Raw genomic sequence first — 17,115 nt, forward strand, 5'->3', positions numbered from 1 at the left:
CCTTTACCCTTAAATTCACCTGCTACCGGTATAAAATTTTTCAATTCAAAACAAACTAACCCTGATTGAATTCTATAATGAAATGGGGAAGTAATTTGGAATTAAAGGATCTGAAACATGCTGTCTCATACATCCATTCTGAAATCAACAGAATGGAAACCATGGCGGGTACTCTTTCTTCTATTGAAAGGGATCATTATAACAAGTTAACCCGCTTTGACCACAGTGAACTGATGGATGTAGCCGTTGAGGAACAAAACGCAGCCAAACAATTAGGGGCCATGAAGCAAATGTGCCTGTCTATCTCACAAAAACTGGAAGGAATCCAGCAGGCGATTGAACGGGGTGAGTTTGGAGGAGCTGAAAATCGTGATCAAACTCATTAAAAACTTTGCCCGCTCAGTCATCAATGAAGTTGTAGATGAGGCGATCGAACGGCTGATAAAGGATCAATACATTGAGAATCTGTTTGAAATGGTGCCTGCAACAAAAAAAGTAAATCCTATTTACCTGATGGAATTGGTCATGCGTTCTCAATTGGGAGCTCCTGCTGCACGTCCACTGGGAAGCCACATCCATTTTTCACCCTGGGAAAAAATCCTCTTTAATCCCGTTCATTTATTTCGCTTTCCAACCCAGGAAAATGTCAGCGTTCAAACATCTGTAACCATTGGAAAGCGGGCTAAAAAGCCGCTTACGATCTCGATTCCGATTATGATTGCCGCAATGTCTTTTGGCGGGGCTTTAAGCAAAAAGGCTAAAATCGCTCTCGCCCGGGCAGCCAGCCAAATGGGAACAGCAACCAACTCGGGAGAAGCGGGGCTGTTGCAAGAAGAGAGAGAAGCGGCACAACTCTTTATCGGGCAATACAACCGCGGCGGGTGGATGAATACGCCCGAAAAATATAAACAACTGGATGCAATTGAGATCCAATTGGGCCAGGGGGCTCAGGGTTCTTCACCGCAACGGACGACGGCCAAAAATATTGGACCTGATTTCAGGGAAGTTTTTGAGTTAAAGGAGGGCGAGGATGCCATTATTCATTCCCGACTGCCGGGAGTCAATACAAAAGAGGATTTCATTGGACTTGTGAGACGCCTTCGCGATGAAACCGGGGTTCCGGTTGGTTTGAAATTTGCAGCCACCCATCACCTGGAGAAGGAATTAGAGATCGCCTTAGAAGCAGAAGTGGATTTTATCACATTGGACGGAGCTGAAGGCGGCACTCACGGTGGAGCCCCTGCTTTGCAAGATGATGTAGGACTGCCCACTTTGTACGCCATCACCCGCGCCCGGGACTTTTTGGTACAGAAAAAAGCGGTTGACGACGTCAGTCTCATCGGGACAGGCGGCTTGATTACCCCCGGACATATACTAAAAGCATTGGCGTTGGGTTGTGATGCAGTTTATATCGGAACATCTGCCCTTTTGGCAATGGTTGGTGACCAAATCAAAAAAACAATGCCATTTGAAGCTCCTACCAGTTTAGTGGTTTATACGGGAAAAATGACTGACCAATTAGATATAGACCAATCTGTCTCCAATTTAGTACGTTACTTAAATGCAGCTGTCCTGGAAATAGAATTGGTAACCTATTCACTTGGCAAAACCTCACTTACCGATATTAATAAATCCGACTTGTGTACCACGGACCCTTTTTTCGCCAAAGCCGCCGGGATCTCGTTTGCGGGCGTTCCGGAAGACAAACAGAGCCAGTTTTTTAATTTCACACGATCGTGAACTATCACCACTAAAGAAGAAGAACTTCTCGGTTCATGAATCTGAAGTGATCTTCTCCACAAGCGTAACTTCCCGTAGTTTTGCGGCAATTTAACATGTTCTCTCCCTCTGACAGGAATCGATTTACATGGTGCCGGGGCCTCTCTGACCACAACCCGAATCTGATCAGTTTTCAAGACACAGCACATACAGGTATATGAATGAATTCAACAAATTTTATTAGAAAAAGTTTTCCCGCTCGCTAATCACAAAAAAACTCTTCCCTGATTTAACGGGAAGAGTTTGCATAGGCGGGGGTATGCAGAAGTTCATCAACGGTTACAAATTCATAGCCATTCTTTTTTAAATATGTAATCACCTGCGGAAGTGCTTCAACGGTACCGTTTAATCTGCCTTTAGCCCCGGAAGAATGTTGAAGAATAATCCCTCCGGGTTTTACTTGTTTTTTTACTGTGAGAAGAATTCGATCTGAGGACCTTCCCTTCCAATCAAGTGTATCTACACTCCAGTTAATAATTTTATACCCTTTACCGCCAATCTGCTTTTCCAGTCTTTTGTTAATTGAGCCGTAAGGAGGACGAATCAATAAGGGTTCTTTGCCGGTCGCATCACGAATTGCCTTATTGGTCTTTGAAAGTTGGGACTCAACTCCCCTTTTGGAAATTTTGGTAAATTGCGGATGGCTCCAGGAATGATTCCCGATCACATGTCCTTCCTGGTCAATCCGCCGCAACACATCCGGATTTTTTTGGGCCAAGTTGCCCACAACAAAAAAAGTGGCCCGTATACGTTCCCGTTTTAAGATATCAAGGATTTGCGGAGTGTAATATTTGTCAGGTCCGTCATCAAAAGTGAGGGCAACACGTTTTCGCGTAGTTGGTCCTTTATAAAACAGAACCTGATCCTTGTATTTTTCAAGTTCCTTCTTCTCTTCCTGCGTGAGAGGGGCAGTGGGAAGCTTCTTCTCTGGCTGCTGCTCAATTTTATTTTTCTCTTGGATCTGTTTTTGCCGGGAAGCTTTCGCTTGTTCCTGTTTTTTTGCTTTTACCTGATCCGGTCTCTGTGAAGGCTTTGTCGATGGCTTTTCGGAAAGGCGGGATACCTTTTCGTCAGCCTTAACATCTGTGCATCCGATTAAAACAAGAAAAAAAAGCATTAAAAAAGCTCCTACTTTTCTCATGATGTTCATGTCAGTCACTCCTACTTACTGTAAAAATATAACAACAAAAATATAAAAAAAGCAGAAGCCAAAGAATATTTTAAATAAAGGTTTGCGGAAAACAGATTTATTTTCGGGGAAGGTGAATCACTTGAAAAATCTCTTTCATTTTCGTTCATTCTACCATATTTTGTTCATTTCGACAGTACCTTTTCATAGATTTGTAGAAAAAGGGGATAGATTTTTACAGGCAGGAAAACCGGAACATTTCGTGTAGACGGAATGATATAACTTTTATATCTTCGCGAGCTGCAGAAGAGATTACCCAAAAACCCCCGCCATTCATGCGTGTGGAGTGGCAAAATGAGCAATCTTCTATTCCTTTGCACATGTATAAACGATAGCAGGAGGGATATTGAGTGGTACAACAGAGAGATCCACAGATGAAAATATTTCTGTTAATTGATTTTTCATCTGAAGGGAATATTGAAAAGCGATGAAAAACCCCCCGGGTTTTAACGTTTGAAAAACCCCCTCCAGGATTTCATCGCGCAGGGATTGAGGAAATATTGCAAACGGCAGGCTGCAGATAATGAGATCAACATGAGAGATTCCCAGCTTAACCAAGGTTTGTTTAAGATCCCTTGCATTGGAATAATAACAAAGGCCCGGATATTTCTTCTTCAGATATTGCCTCAGTTTACAGTCCTGTTCAAAAATGATTGCTATGCTGCCTTCCCGCTTGTTTTCATAAATATGTCTGGTAAATACACCTGTACCCGCTCCTAATTCTGCAATCGTGCTGACTTCCCCCCAGCGGACTTTTTTAAACATCGCATTAGCCAAGAATTTTGAACTGGGGATGATACTGCCCACCTGATGTGGGGAACGGATAAATGTATAGAAAAAACGAATCGTGTCTGTCAATGAACGAATGCCTTCTCTCATCGGATGAACACCTTTTTGCTCCCTTATTATCATTATTCCGTGTCTTAGAGGAAAGTGCCAAAAATACATACACATCTTTCCCAGTACAAAGGAAAGATATACAAGGATGGGGAAAACAAAAAGATGGTTCAAGTTGTTGAGAAAGCTTTTTTTAAAGAGATATAGTGCTCAAAGTTCTCCGCCGCCCAGAAACTACTATTTTTAAGGGGGCAAACAGCCGCCGCATTGCAAACACCCTCTATGCATACTCCTCAGTTATTTGCCTGGAATCGGAGTAGGTGTTGGTTCGGCATACCCTTCTTTATATTTGTTATCAATAAATTGACGAATTTCCAGTGCACTTTTTCCCTTTTCTTTCAATTGGATTGATTCCAATGCGATCTGCTGACAGTTATAACAACCCACTGCATGAGAATCCCATACGATGTTACCGTTCTCCTTAACTTCTTTAATAAAGCAATCGCGATTGCTTCTGTGGTCCACGCTCTGCCCGCAGCCGCAATAACAAGGCATCCATTCAATTAATTCCCGATGCTTGGAGGCCAATTGGTAGACGTGGGATACTGACTTGTCTGCCTGCTTCAAAAAAGAAGGCAGCTGATTTGCAGCGGTTTCTTCATGAATATCTCCAGCCATATGATCATTTTTTCCGGCAAGATTTTCATGGGGAATGACCTGATCATTTTGGGAACTGCAAGCGGTAAGGCTGATAGCAAGTAGAGAAACAACAAGGGGAACGGTTAACATCCATTTGGATTTCCCCGCCATGCTTCTTCCCACCTCTTTCAAATAAAATACAACGTTGATTATACTACTTTCCTTGGCAGAACCCTATAGAGGAAATGTGAACGGAAAGTGTATAATCTTTAGTTATATCTATGTATAATACTTTTATATATTTATAGTTGATTCTTCTTCCTTTTTTAATATATTTACATATTATTGTTTGTTCGCAAACTATCATTGGAGGGAAATTGTGAATGTTTTACAATAAACGCTGGATTGCCGACTTTATCTTAATAATGATTACTTTTGTCTGGGGTACCACTTTTGTACTGGTTCAAGATGCCATCACCACATTCCCTCCATTTAGCTTTCTTGCTGTCCGGTTTGGGTTGGCAGCTCTTCTTTTATTCCTCATTATCCGCTTTTTCAGGAACAGGACGGAAAAAGAGAATCCTGCGACCGACCCACGCCAAAATTGGATCGGCGGTTTTGTTCTCGGTATTTTTCTCTTCCTTGGCTATGCGTTTCAGACCTTTAGCTTACTTTATACCACTTCGGGTAAATCAGGCTTTCTCACAGGTGTTTCAGTCGCTTTAGTGCCGGTTTTCACTTATTTTATTCTGGGAGTCCGGATCAAACTCAGCGCTGCGACTGGTGTACTTCTGGCTATCATCGGCTTGTACTTACTGGCTTTTGCCGATTTTAGCGACATCAACCGTGGAGATATTCTCGCCTTCTTATGTGCCATCTTTTTTGCCCTGCAAATTGTCTACACCGGCAAATTTTCCGCGCGGACTTCAGTCTTTCACCTGGTAGCGATCCAACTGGCTACAGTCGCCCTTCTCAGTTTCTTTTCAGCGTTTACCTTTGAGTCCTGGCAGCAAATACTCCATCCCCGCATCTATGAAGATCCGACTGTAGCTTGGGCACTGATGATCACTTCTCTGTTCGCAACTGCCTTTGCCTTTATTGCCCAGACGCATGTGCAAAAATTTACAACTCCCACCCGTGTTGCTCTTATCTTTACAATGGAGCCTGTATTTGCAGCACTCGCTGATTATTGGTGGCAAGGTGTTACCTTAACGGGCCGTTCTTTTATTGGCGCTATCCTTATCCTCTGTGGCATGATCCTTGCTGAAGTTCCGCTGGCACAACTCTCTGTCTTCAAAAAAAGAGCCAAAGATAAACCATAGAAAAAAGGGTCATGTTTATTGGCATGACCCTTTTTAGCTTATCTTTTTATCCAGCCGAGCAGATCGAAGATTTTCATCTCTTTTGATGCTTTTTCTTTTACTTCCTGGGACCAGCGATTCTCCCAGTCCTCCCAGGTTCCCTTACCTTTTTGGATATCCAGGACTTCCTGAAGTGCTTTTTCCACTTCATAATTTCTAAAAATGCGCCCCAATCAGCACCGCTCCTTATTTTATAGACTACAAAATAGATACGACTGACCGCCCGGTTTTATTCCTCAAGTTTTTAAGTGGCTCTGACTATTTTGACATCGGAGAGTAGTATGATATGAAGCGGATGATAAATAAGTGCATCTTTTATGTATATGTACAAGCAGAGAATCATTTTCCGCCGTTCACGGAGAAGGCTTCCAGGGTTATAAGAAACTCCAAAAAAGCCCCTGTTCGGAAATTTGATTTCAAGCGGATCTAAGCAGATATTGTGGGCTTTTTCAAGAACTAATTGTCACGAAACATTTTTATGTTGTATAATTTAGATGCAGGCAACTTTTTTTGTGTTAACTATAAATATAGTGTTAAACAAAATATATTTTTTTTAGAACTAAAGTTTCCTTAGCGCAAAAAAGTGGCTCATACTCACGATTAGTGCGGTTCTCTTTTCGGAAAGGAGTTGAAATCATGAATAACCTGTCATTAAAACACCCAAATCCGGAACCGCAACCGCTTGGCTGGAGGAAAAAACGGGGTCGTCCCTCTCTTTCCGAAGTACACCGGAGCCTCCCCGTTCCAACGAAGGGCTCCTGGCTGAGGAAATTTTTTGCCTTTGTCGGCCCCGGATACCTGGTAGCCGTCGGGTATATGGACCCCGGAAACTGGGCGACCGACATCGCAGGGGGTTCCCTGTTTAACTACACGCTTTTATCTGTAATATTGCTTTCAAATGTGATGGCCATTTTGCTGCAAGCACTCGCCGGAAAGCTTGGGATTGTCACAGGCAGAGATTTGGCCCAAGCTTGCCGGGATCATTACAGTAAACCGGTATCAATGGTTTTATGGGTTCTTTGCGAACTGGCGATTGCCGCTACTGATCTGGCTGAGTTGATCGGTACAGCCATTGCTCTTAACCTTTTGTTTGATATTCCTTTATTGATCGGCGTGATTCTTACCGCGCTGGACGTATTGTTAGTGCTATTGCTCCAAAACAAAGGATTTCGCTACATTGAATCTATCGTTATTTCATTAATTATTATCATCGGTGCCTGTTTTGCGGTGGAACTGATCCTGGCCAAACCGGATCTCCTCGGGATTGCCAAAGGCTTTGTCCCCAGTCCCCAAATTGCGACAAACCCAGAAATGCTGTACATTGCGATCGGGATTTTAGGGGCAACTGTGATGCCTCACAACTTGTACCTTCACTCTTCAGTTGTACAAACCAGAAGGTATCCGGAAACATCGGCCGGGAAAAAAAGTGCCATTCGCTATGCGACCATTGATTCTACCATCGCTTTATTATTTGCATTGTTTATCAACGCGTCCATCCTCATTTTATCTGCCGCCACCTTCTACAGATCGGGACAGGTGGTGGAGGATATCGGCCAGGCATATCAATTGCTCACACCCCTGCTCGGAACCACGGCAGCCAGTGTACTCTTTGGCGTAGCCCTTTTAGCGTCCGGGCAGAATTCCACATTGACAGGAACCCTTGCCGGACAAATCGTGATGGAAGGATTCCTCAACATTCGTTTAAAGCCGTGGCTGCGGAGGTTGATAACCCGGATCATCGCAATCATTCCCGCCGTGATCGTAACTGCACTCTACGGATCAAAAGGAACCATGGAATTACTTGTTTTAAGCCAGGTGATACTCTCTTTGCAACTTTCCTTTGCCGTCATTCCACTGGTCAAGTTCACCGGTGACAAAAAGAAAATGGGCGAGTTCGCCAATTCTCTATGGTTAAACATTGCCGCCTGGGTCATCGCCGTGATCATTGCCGGACTTAACGGATATCTGCTCTATGGTACATTTTTCGGTTAATGAATCATCTCTTTTAAGCAGGGACAGCTGTTCAGGTGCACTAAAAAGCGGTCTTCCATATGGAGGACCGCTTTTTTGCGTGTATCAGAACTCTTTTATACTGGGATAAACCCGGCAATTCGCCCAAAACTCTTATCATCAAGAGGTCCTATCCCGAAACAGGGATATCTTTGTTCCTGTCTTTTCTCTCTTTCAGGCGTCGGAATAAGGTAGCAGCAATAGGACCGGACAGATTATGCCAGACGCTGAAGATCGCACTGGGAACTGCGGACAGGGGTGAAAAGTGAGCACTGGCAATTGCGACGCCCAGACCCGAATTTTGCATACCAACCTCTATAGAGACCGCCACCTGTTTCTCAAATTTCACCCTCAATATTCGGGCTAGCAAAAAGCCGATCAAAAGTCCCAGCACATTATGAAGAATCACGACAGCAAAGATGAGAAGGCCTGTAGTGGCCATTTGCTCCTTACTCCCGGCGATTACACCGCTGACAATGGCAACGATGGCTGTGACAGAAACGAGGGGCAACGCTTTGACCGAGACTTCTGCTTGTTTTTTAAACAACGCTTTGATACCGATTCCTAAAACGATAGGAATAATCACAATCTGCACGATTGAAAGAAATAATGCCCCGGCATCGACAGGAACCCACTGTCTGGCAAACAGCCAGATTAGGCCCGGAGTAACAAGAGGGGCCAGGACAGTGGTGACTGAAGTAATCGCCACTGAGAGAGTCACATCTCCTCTGGCTAAAAAGGTCATTACGTTTGAAGCGGTTCCACCAGGGCAACAGCCCACGACGATAACGCCCACCGCTACTTCTGGCGGCAGATTTAAACCTTTAGCCAATAAAAAGGCGAGCAATGGCATGATGACAAATTGACCCAGAACACCGATTGCCACATCCCCGGGACGCTTAAAAACTTCTTTAAAATCGCTGGCAGACAGAGTTAACCCCATACCGAACATCACAATGCCCAGCAAAGGTACGATATAGTCGGTGATCCAGACAAAAGAAGAGGGACGAAGATAAGCGATCACTGAGAATAATAAGACCCATAAAGCAAACGTACTGCCAACAAATTTACTCACTCTCTCCAACGCAGCCATATAACCCCCTCCTTTTGGCAAACATCAATATAATAGTATCTAAATATTGTAGATGTTTTCTATATATTTAGCAATACAAATGATATCCACTTTTCTTTTTTTGTTCCACAAACGTGAAGAGATTTTCATCCATAAAATAAAAAAGCATCCAACCTCCGTAATAGAAGTCAGATGCAGGACGGTGATCTTTTTCAGTCTGTATACCTCGCCAATTCCTCATCATCAACATCAAAATTGGCGTAGACGTTTTGTACATCATCGTGATCTTCGAGAGCGTCCATCAGGCTGAGAATGTTTTTAATCATTTCACCGTGCACATGCACTTTGTTGGACGGAACCAGGGTTACCTCGGCATCAGCGAAAGTGAACCCTTCTGCTTCCAATGCTTCCTTGACGTCTTCAAATGCCTCTGGGGATGTTGTAATCTCAAATCCTTTGTCCGTCGTTTCAAAATCGTCGGCACCATTTTCCAGAGCAAGCAGGAGTATTTCTTCTTCATCCTTGTCCGTGGAATCACGGTCGATGGTAAGCACCCCTTTGCGGTCGAACATCCAGGAGACACAACCGGCTTCACCCAGATTTCCGCCTCGCTTGGAAAAAATATGCCTCATATCAGCGGCTGTCCGGTTACGGTTATCGGTCAGGGTGTCGACCATAACGGCAATGCCGCCCGGACCATATCCCTCGTAGGTAATCTGCTCATAATCTTGTCCATCACCACCGCCGGTCGCTTTTTTGATCGCTCGCTCGATGTTATCATTTGGCATATTTTGTGCTTTTGCTTTAGCGATGGCCAAACGGAGCTTTTGGTTATTAGCCGGATCTTTATCCCCCTGCCGGGCGGCAACGTAAATTTCGCGTCCCAGCTTGGCAAATATCTTTCCCCGAATTGCATCCTGCCGGCCTTTGCGGTGCTGGATATTTTTCCACTTGGAATGTCCTGCCATTTTTTCACACACCTCTCCTTTCTTACAGACCCCAATCGCGCAGATAGCGGAAATCAACACCGACCGTACGATTGCCTACCTTTAGGATAACGGGCATGGTTCGTTTATACTGGTTACGGATGATGCGTGTACTCACTTTTTCAATAAATGCGTCATTAAACCCGAGAGCACGCAGTTTGTCAAGAGACAGACGCTGGTCAATCATATAATAGAGCAATCGGTCCACCTCAAGATAGGTGAAACCCAATTCTCCCTCATCGGTCTGGTCTTCCCACAAATCAGCACTTGGCGGTTTGGCGATAATTTGTTCCGGCACACCCAGGTAAGCTGCCAGCTGGCGCACCTGCGTTTTGTACAAATCACCAATTGGATTGATCGCTGAGGCAACGTCACCAAATTGGGTTCCATAACCCAGTAAAAGCTCAGTCCGGTTACTGGTTCCGATGACCAATGCATTATGGACAGCGGAGAGATCATAGAGAATGGTCATGCGTTCACGTGCCATTTTGTTGCCACGCCGCAGAGGAGCAGCTTCAGGCATTTGTTCAAAATAAGCGTCAATCTGCGGAGTGATATCAATGGTGAGTGATTCTACACCCGTATCTTCAATCGCCGCCCGGGCATCATCCAGACTGCTTTGACTGCTGGTTTTATACGGCATGCGCACAGCGATCACATTCTCTTTACCGAATGCCGCCACCGCCAGATACAGCGAAAGCGCAGAATCGATTCCCCCGGATAAGCCCAGAACTACTTGTTTAAACCCTGCCTTTTCTACCTCTTCACGCAAAGCAGTTGTGAGGAGATCAGTGACCAATTTTTCATTTAGTCGTAAAAACGGGGCCGTCTCAAAATTTTCTTCTACGCTGTTCATAGCCATGTTCCCTCCCCTGACCGCTTACGCTGAATGCGATTTAACTCACGGATGGTTAAATCCAGGTTTTCATCACGCAACATGGGCATCTGAAAGCGGGCTCTTCTCACCTTATCCAAATCAAGATCCGCGATCAGCAATTCCTCTTCAAACAGGGCTGCCTGTTGCTCAACCTCACCAGAGGGGTCAATCACTGCAGAACCTCCGAAAAATGTAACTCCGTCTTCCGTCCCCACCCGGTTGGCAAACAACAAATACATTCCATGCAAATGTGCCTGCGTTTTTAAGACTGAATACCATGAGTTCTGTGTTCCCAGTCCGGCAGAAGTAACCCCTCTTCCCGGAGAATTGGATGTAACAATGATCAGAAGGGCACCGTCTTGGGCCAACAAATATGAGGATGATGTATGCCACATGTCTTCACAGACCAAAATTCCTGCCTGCGCGAATCGGGTGGGGAAACTGCGAATGGTATTACCCTGTCCAAAATAGCGGGCTTCATCAAACATCCCATATGTAGGAAGATAGACCTTTCGATGAAGATAATGGATTTTCTGCTCGCTTACATATGCAGCAGAGTTATATAAGATGTGCTCGGGGCTGTTTTCCACAAAGCCGAACACAAGATCAATCCCGTCAGCCAGCTTGACCAGACTTTGGATTTCCGGGCTGAGTGGCTCTTTGGCTACTTCATAAGTAAGATCTAAAAGATTATACCCCGTCAGGCTCAGCTCAGGAAAAACCAAAAGGTCTACTCCTTCTGTCCGGGCCCGGAGGATCATTTCCCGATGGAGCTCCAGATTGATATCCATTCTCCCCAATCGGGGTCGTATTTGTGCAATTCCTACTCTCATGCTGATTGCGCCTCCTCAGGCATTAAAAAAGGCTACTAAAATCAATCTTCATCATACCATAAGCCTCTCATCACTACCAATAGGATATCTGTTTGATTTGTTGGCGCCATCTGTCTCTTTGTGCGGCCAATTTTTGCAGGTAAGGCAAGGAGTGGCGAATCGAATAGCCCTTCTTTTTTTCTACTAAGCCAATCGACTCGCGAAAAAATTCGTTTGGAAAAGAGAGTAGAATAACAATGATTCTTTTTTCCAGGGCAGATAAAGGCCGAACCGATTCATAGGCAAGAAAAATCTTGCTGTACCATTTTTCTGACCAATTGTTTTCAGATAAAATGCGCGATGCTATTTGCCATACATCCCCGAGCTGGCAATCATAATCAGCCGTCTCGAAGTCGATGAGCCATGGTTTTCCCTGGGAATCGATGATCCAGTTGTGGCTGGCCAAATCACGGTGGGTTAAATATCTCCTGTAGCGTTGCTCATGGTTTAAGCTGGCCAGAGGAAGCCACTTCAGCTCCTCCCATGCTTTGACTGCATCAAGATAAAAATCCTTTCCATAAATTCTTAACAATTCGCCCAGTTCCCCCTGCAGGGATGGAGCCTTTCTCATCACCTGATAAAATCGGACAAGCCGGTCATGCAACCGATGATAAAGAAGAAAAGCCGCCCCTTGTTCCGGCGGCGTCCTCAAGCCTCGACCGATGCGGTGAAAATGGGCCAGCACTGGTACAATCTTTTCAACCTCATCCATCTGTGAATAAGATACCGTTTTCCCCTCTATAAACGGTGTCAGCATCCAATGGACCCCATCTGAACGGATCGGCGGCATCCTTGTAAAACCTCTCCGTCTCAGTTCCTGATCCACTTGAATCCACCATTTGAGACGCAAAGGAAAACGGGTGCGTTTGGCAATCCACTTCTCCTCATCCGTTTCGATACACCAATGCTTACGGTAGGGAGTAATATTACGCACAGCAGTATGTAATATTTGCTCCATTTGGACCTGGCGGGGTTCTCTCATCGCTCTCCCCTTCTCCCATTTAATCTTCCCGTGAGGAACTCTCTTTCTCTCTTTGGATCGGGCTTGCGAAAAACGGCAGCGGTGTTGTTGGTGTAAAGGATGGCGGTGTTGTTGGATGTGACCATGGTTCAGCGGAAGGAGGCTGCCAGTTCACTTCCTGTCCTGGTGCATAAAAGTAGGATGAATAATGTTCCGCTGCCGGAACCAAAGGTGGCGGAGGAGCTGCTACAAAAGCGGTCGGACCAAAAATCATCGGATAATATAATGGAACATACCTGCCTTCTGTTCCATCTGGATATTGAGACAACCCGGGAGGAACAGGAGGCAAATCATAAGCAGAACTATCCATGAGCGGCGACTCAGAAGCGAATTGAGACTCGTAACCAGCCACATCGCTTCCGGACATTTCCGGCGTCGCAACATAAGGATATGTTGAAAAGTAAGGGGATGCGTATTGTTTGGGCGACTCTTCCTGTGGTAAAGGATAACGGTCGGGTGATTCCAGACCCGGTGCTGGATATCGGGCGGATGAATCAACAGGTAAATCCCTCTCAGACGGAGGATATGGATAAAGTGTTTGTTGTTCAGGTAAAGGGTATTGCTGATAAATCCGTTCCTCCTCCTGTGAATGGGAATGATAAGGTGCTCCTTCCTCCGAAACAGTAGTTGTATGAGACGACTCTGCCTCTGTTGCAGAGTAAGAGTAGTGACAGGACGATTCCGACTGCGGCTCCGAATACGCAGTCTTTTGTTCAGGTTTTTCTGTGAATTCCTCACTTTCCTTGTTTTGCAATGCTTCTTTTGCAACACCCGCTTTACCCGGGCTGATGTTTGTACTTTCCTCACGCTTTTGGGAAACAATAGGGATTCTTCCTGTAGGTACCCGGATTTTCATACCTGGCTGCAAATGATTCGCTTCTTTGATTTGCGGATTGGCTTCATGCAGCCGTTCCACCGGAATATTATACTTTTGCGCGAGGTCCCACATCGAATCACCTGGTCGGACAATGTGAATTTTCATGAAACAACCCCCTAACTTAGTCCTAAACAATATTATCCTATGCACCCATGGGCATTTTTTTGCTTCACGAATCTGTCGAAGAACAGAAAAGTAAATGATTTTATTTTTCCGGCACGAACATTTAAAATAGTTTATAGTTGATTTTTCGCGAGAAAAAGGGGGTACTCAGGTGAAGACAAAAAAAAGAACTTTGTGGTTTTCCGTTCATCTCATATCAGTACTTTCATTTATCTTCTTAGCCTTCGGATTTATCCTGGCTGTTAAAGAAGTGATTCACCCGCAAAAAGCGACAAACTCTGTGAAGCCCAAACCAAAACTGGCTTCCATTACAGAGAATGGAATGCTTGTCGGCCTTGGAGATTCACTTACGCGGGGAGTGGGTGATTTCTCGGGCCAAGGCTATTTTGGAATGGTGAAAAAAGAGCTGCAAAAGGATGAGATAAATCAGTTTAGTGCCGTTAACTTGGCGATCAGCGGACAAACATCATCTCAATTAGTTAACCAAGTAAAACAAGACCGGGTCAAAGAACTGGTCAAAAGTGCCAAGTGGATCACGATGACGATTGGTGGAAATGACCTGTTCCGGGGGAGCGGCGGTTTAGACAAAATAGATGAAAAAGCAGCTGCAAAAAGCCGCCTCGTATACGAGCAAAATTTAAACACAATATTGACAGAAATGCGGAAGCAAAATCCGGAAGCTACTATCTTTATGTTTGGACTGTACAACCCCTTTGGTGATCTCGCTGAAGAAAAAAAGTCATCCCGATTAGTGTCGGAATGGAATCAAACCATACACAACGTTTCCGCAAACTTTGACAGAGTGGTTATCGTACCCACCTTTGATTTATTCCAGTTGAACCCCCGGCACTACTTATACAGTGATCATTTCCACCCCAATCAACAAGGGTATGAACGCATGGCTGAGCGGCTGCTGCAAGTGATTAAGGATCAGCCGAAGAAGGGGGACACAGCAGATGAAAACTAACAGCTTTGTTCTCTCTGTCGAAGGACTGTCCAAAACGATCGGAAAACGGGAGATTGTTGCCGATGTGTCCTTTAACGTAGGCGGAGGTGAGATCTTCGGTTTTCTCGGACCCAACGGAGCGGGGAAAACAACAACGATCCGCATGTTGGTTGGCCTTATCCGGCCTACAAAAGGCAGGATACAAATCGGCGGTTATGACCTGTCCAGACAGTTTTTAAAAGCAATCCGCCAGGTAGGTTGTATCGTGGAAAATCCGGAACTCTACCCCTATCTCACCGGAAGAGAAAATCTGGAACTGTTCGCACGAATGGTTGATGAAATCACTCCTGAACGAATCGAAGAAGTTGTTCGGCTGGTCGAGCTGGATCACCGCATCGATGATCTCGTGAAAACTTACTCTCTCGGCATGAGACAGCGGCTCGGAATCGCCCAGGCACTGTTGGGGCAGCCGCAACTTCTCATCCTTGACGAACCGACAAACGGCCTCGACCCTGCCGGAATCCGGGAAATGCGTTCCTTTGTCCGCCAGCTGGCGCGCGAACAGGGGATTAGTGTTTTTATCTCCAGCCATATTTTGCATGAAGTGCAATTGATGTGTGACCGTGTGGCGATTATCAACGAGGGGCGAATCGTAAAAACAGGTCGTGTCGATCAGCTGGTGGCCAACCACGCCAAAGTGGAATGGCTCGTACAGCCTCAGGAATCCGGAGCGGAAAAGTTGCGTCAGCTTCCTTATATCTCCCAAGTTGAGATACTGGATCAAGGACGTGTGTTAGTCCATATGCCGATGGATAAAATCGCAGAAACAAACGAGGCCCTGCTGAAACAACAAATCCGGGTAACGGGAATCCGTCCGTTCAAACAGACGTTGGAAGATATTTTCCTGGAGATGACAGGGGGAAACAGCATTGATTAAACTAGTGTATAATGAACTGCTCAAAGTGATTCGCAAAAAGCGAATTCTCGTCATCGTGCTGATCTTGCTTGTTCTGATTCCCATATTCACTTACGGGCAGTACCGCACCGCCCAAGAAACCATTAAACAACTGGGTACTTCTGACTGGCGTGCTATGCTGCAACAGCAGATTGTCGACCAACAGAACCGCCTTTCTTCCAGCCGTATGCCAGAAGAACGGAAAGAGTGGATCAAGCTCATCATTCAACAACAGCAATATTACCTGGATCACAACATTAACCCGACCGCACCCGGTGCCCCCACATTTATCCGTGAATTTGTTGACCAGGCCGTTGCTCTGTTCCTGCCGCTTCTGGTCGTGGTATTAGCAGCAGATATCGTTTCCTCAGAGCACTCCGGCGGAACGATCAAACTATTGCTCACCCGCCCGGTTCGCCGATGGAAAATCTTGTTGAGCAAGTATTTTGCCTTATTGCTCAGTGTCTCCCTGATGGTCGTTCTCACAGCGGTACTCGGTTATCTCATCTCGGGAGTGCTCTTTGGCTATAAGGGCTGGACTCTACCCGTCTTTACCGGATTTCAGGAAAAGGGAGGGCAACTGGTCACCGAAAACATCCACCTCATTCCGCAGTGGAAGTATATTTTAATGGCCTACGGTTTAGCCTGGTTCACCTGTATAGCCGTCGGAACCATTTCCTTCATGGTATCGGTGCTTGTCAGAAGCACGGCCGCCAGTATGGGCATTATGCTTGCTGCCGTCATTTCCGGCAGCCTGCTCGGCCAGCTGGCTCCCAACTGGAATGAGCTCAAATATCTGGCTTTTACCAATCTCAGCTTAACGGACTACCTGTCGGGCCAGCCGATTCTGGTCGAAGGAATGACCCTTCCTTTTTCACTTGCCATTTTAAGCATATGGTCCGTCAGTGCGTTGGTAATCGCGTTTGTGGTATTTTCCAGACGTGATGTTCTGGCTTGATGAAAGAAAACCGTGAGATCCCCTTTAATCAGCAGTAAATTACTGCTTACTTAAAGGGGTTTTTTAGGTAACGCAACAAAAAATACTTCAATTGCATTTTATATTCACATTTTATCTGTATTGGTGTATAGTATAGATAGATATTTAGATAATTAACTAAATACAAAATTAGAAGGATGTAACTTGAACTCAGCTTTTAAAGCATTAGCTGATCCAACCAGACGTAAAATCTTGGATCTCTTAAAGAGAGGGATTTAACTGCCGGCGAGATTGCGGAAAAGTTTGAGATTAGTAAACCATCCATCAGTAACCACTTAAATATTCTTAAAGGGTATGTGAAATTTTTTGTGTAAATGGCTTTTCCCTAAAAACTTTGGGAATACTTCCCTATCAACAGGATAAGGCGATGCTGGAGAGCAACCTGAGCGGTTGATAGGGTCTGCTGAGGAAAATTGGTTGGAGAGAAGTTTCCAGCCATTTTATTTTCCTCAGGAGAAAAAAGCGATAAACTCCGGGGGGGTTGGGGGCAGAGCCCCCAATTTTATATGATTAGGTCTATGGGACAACGTTCTTCAAACAGGATGGCAAATTGAGAAATACATCTGTTCCAATC

17 protein-coding genes and 1 pseudogene are annotated in these 17,115 nt (G+C 45.2%); 8 read left to right on the forward strand and 10 right to left on the reverse strand.

Going from position 1 to position 17,115, the window contains the following annotated elements:
* Window positions 1-95: 95 nt before the first annotated feature.
* Both I8U27_RS15100 and I8U27_RS15105 read left to right on the forward strand, forming a co-directional pair.
* Window positions 96-386 carry a hypothetical protein gene (locus I8U27_RS15100; protein WP_232345534.1) on the forward strand — a complete coding sequence of 97 codons (291 nt, stop codon included), beginning with the start codon at window positions 96-98 and terminating at the stop codon, window positions 384-386.
* Window positions 370-1,740 (forward strand): FMN-binding glutamate synthase family protein, encoded by a 1,371-nt coding sequence (locus I8U27_RS15105; RefSeq protein WP_181753560.1) that lies wholly within the window; start codon window positions 370-372, stop codon window positions 1,738-1,740. Before I8U27_RS15100 ends, I8U27_RS15105 begins: the two co-directional genes overlap by 17 nt.
* 268 nt (window positions 1,741-2,008) lie before the next feature.
* Here the strand turns inward: I8U27_RS15105 and I8U27_RS15110 are convergent, their stop codons facing one another.
* The 3 genes from I8U27_RS15110 to I8U27_RS15120 all read right to left on the reverse strand — a co-directional run bounded on the left by I8U27_RS15110 (window position 2,009) and on the right by I8U27_RS15120 (window position 4,615).
* Window positions 2,009-2,929, reverse strand: a complete 921-nt coding sequence (locus I8U27_RS15110; RefSeq protein ID WP_181753562.1) for a polysaccharide deacetylase family protein — start codon at window positions 2,927-2,929, stop codon at window positions 2,009-2,011.
* Between the two features lie 345 nt (window positions 2,930-3,274).
* Window positions 3,275-3,847: a class I SAM-dependent methyltransferase gene (locus I8U27_RS15115; RefSeq protein WP_181753564.1), complete on the reverse strand. Its 573-nt coding sequence runs from the start codon at window positions 3,845-3,847 to the stop codon at window positions 3,275-3,277.
* Window positions 3,848-4,102: 255 nt separating this feature from the next.
* Window positions 4,103-4,615 carry a PCYCGC motif-containing (lipo)protein gene (locus I8U27_RS15120; protein WP_181753566.1) on the reverse strand — a complete coding sequence of 171 codons (513 nt, stop codon included), beginning with the start codon at window positions 4,613-4,615 and terminating at the stop codon, window positions 4,103-4,105.
* A gap of 212 nt (window positions 4,616-4,827) precedes the next feature.
* On the opposite strand from I8U27_RS15120, the gene I8U27_RS15125 reads away from it, so the two are divergent.
* Window positions 4,828-5,766: a DMT family transporter gene (locus tag I8U27_RS15125; protein ID WP_181753568.1), complete on the forward strand. Its 939-nt coding sequence runs from the start codon at window positions 4,828-4,830 to the stop codon at window positions 5,764-5,766.
* Window positions 5,767-5,804: 38 nt separating this feature from the next.
* Here I8U27_RS15125 and I8U27_RS15130 read toward each other — a convergent pair whose 3' ends face one another.
* Entirely contained in the window at window positions 5,805-5,978 is a 174-nt protein-coding gene (locus I8U27_RS15130; RefSeq protein WP_181753570.1) for a hypothetical protein, read from the reverse strand.
* A gap of 463 nt (window positions 5,979-6,441) precedes the next feature.
* Here I8U27_RS15130 and I8U27_RS15135 point away from each other — a divergent pair, with 463 nt between their 5' ends.
* Complete coding sequence (locus tag I8U27_RS15135) at window positions 6,442-7,797, forward strand: Nramp family divalent metal transporter (protein WP_181753572.1); 1,356 nt, start codon at window positions 6,442-6,444, stop codon at window positions 7,795-7,797.
* A gap of 148 nt (window positions 7,798-7,945) precedes the next feature.
* Here the strand turns inward: I8U27_RS15135 and I8U27_RS15140 are convergent, their stop codons facing one another.
* The 6 genes from I8U27_RS15140 to I8U27_RS15165 all read right to left on the reverse strand — a co-directional run bounded on the left by I8U27_RS15140 (window position 7,946) and on the right by I8U27_RS15165 (window position 13,625).
* Window positions 7,946-8,908 carry a bile acid:sodium symporter family protein gene (locus tag I8U27_RS15140; RefSeq protein ID WP_181753574.1) on the reverse strand — a complete coding sequence of 321 codons (963 nt, stop codon included), beginning with the start codon at window positions 8,906-8,908 and terminating at the stop codon, window positions 7,946-7,948.
* A 191-nt stretch (window positions 8,909-9,099) separates the two neighbouring features.
* Window positions 9,100-9,855, reverse strand: a complete 756-nt coding sequence (locus I8U27_RS15145) for a YebC/PmpR family DNA-binding transcriptional regulator (protein ID WP_181753576.1) — start codon at window positions 9,853-9,855, stop codon at window positions 9,100-9,102.
* Window positions 9,856-9,877: 22 nt separating this feature from the next.
* Window positions 9,878-10,729, reverse strand: coding sequence for an NAD+ synthase (locus I8U27_RS15150; RefSeq protein WP_181753578.1), 852 nt, complete (start codon window positions 10,727-10,729; stop codon window positions 9,878-9,880).
* Window positions 10,726-11,583: a nitrilase-related carbon-nitrogen hydrolase gene (locus tag I8U27_RS15155; RefSeq protein WP_181753581.1), complete on the reverse strand. Its 858-nt coding sequence runs from the start codon at window positions 11,581-11,583 to the stop codon at window positions 10,726-10,728. The genes I8U27_RS15150 and I8U27_RS15155 overlap by 4 nt, the downstream gene beginning before the upstream one ends.
* 73 nt (window positions 11,584-11,656) lie before the next feature.
* Window positions 11,657-12,604: a phosphotransferase gene (locus I8U27_RS15160; protein ID WP_181753584.1), complete on the reverse strand. Its 948-nt coding sequence runs from the start codon at window positions 12,602-12,604 to the stop codon at window positions 11,657-11,659.
* Between the two features lie 19 nt (window positions 12,605-12,623).
* The gene (locus tag I8U27_RS15165) at window positions 12,624-13,625 is read right to left on the reverse strand and encodes a LysM peptidoglycan-binding domain-containing protein (RefSeq protein ID WP_181753586.1); all 1,002 of its coding nucleotides are present in this window, start codon (window positions 13,623-13,625) and stop codon (window positions 12,624-12,626) included.
* 169 nt (window positions 13,626-13,794) lie between these two features.
* On the opposite strand from I8U27_RS15165, the gene I8U27_RS15170 reads away from it, so the two are divergent.
* From I8U27_RS15170 to I8U27_RS15185, 4 genes and pseudogenes are all read left to right on the forward strand, one after another.
* Window positions 13,795-14,610, forward strand: a complete 816-nt coding sequence (locus I8U27_RS15170; RefSeq protein WP_181753588.1) for a GDSL-type esterase/lipase family protein — start codon at window positions 13,795-13,797, stop codon at window positions 14,608-14,610.
* Window positions 14,600-15,526 carry an ABC transporter ATP-binding protein gene (locus I8U27_RS15175; protein ID WP_181753590.1) on the forward strand — a complete coding sequence of 309 codons (927 nt, stop codon included), beginning with the start codon at window positions 14,600-14,602 and terminating at the stop codon, window positions 15,524-15,526. Before I8U27_RS15170 ends, I8U27_RS15175 begins: the two co-directional genes overlap by 11 nt.
* Complete coding sequence (locus I8U27_RS15180) at window positions 15,519-16,502, forward strand: ABC transporter permease (RefSeq protein ID WP_181753592.1); 984 nt, start codon at window positions 15,519-15,521, stop codon at window positions 16,500-16,502. The genes I8U27_RS15175 and I8U27_RS15180 overlap by 8 nt, the downstream gene beginning before the upstream one ends.
* A 183-nt stretch (window positions 16,503-16,685) precedes the next feature.
* Window positions 16,686-16,831: pseudogene (locus I8U27_RS15185) on the forward strand (metalloregulator ArsR/SmtB family transcription factor); the annotation flags it as partial.
* Window positions 16,832-17,115 lie beyond the last annotated feature (284 nt).

The organism is Paenactinomyces guangxiensis, from assembly GCF_016055185.1.
Taxonomy (GTDB): Bacteria; Bacillota; Bacilli; order Thermoactinomycetales; family Thermoactinomycetaceae; genus Paenactinomyces; species Paenactinomyces guangxiensis.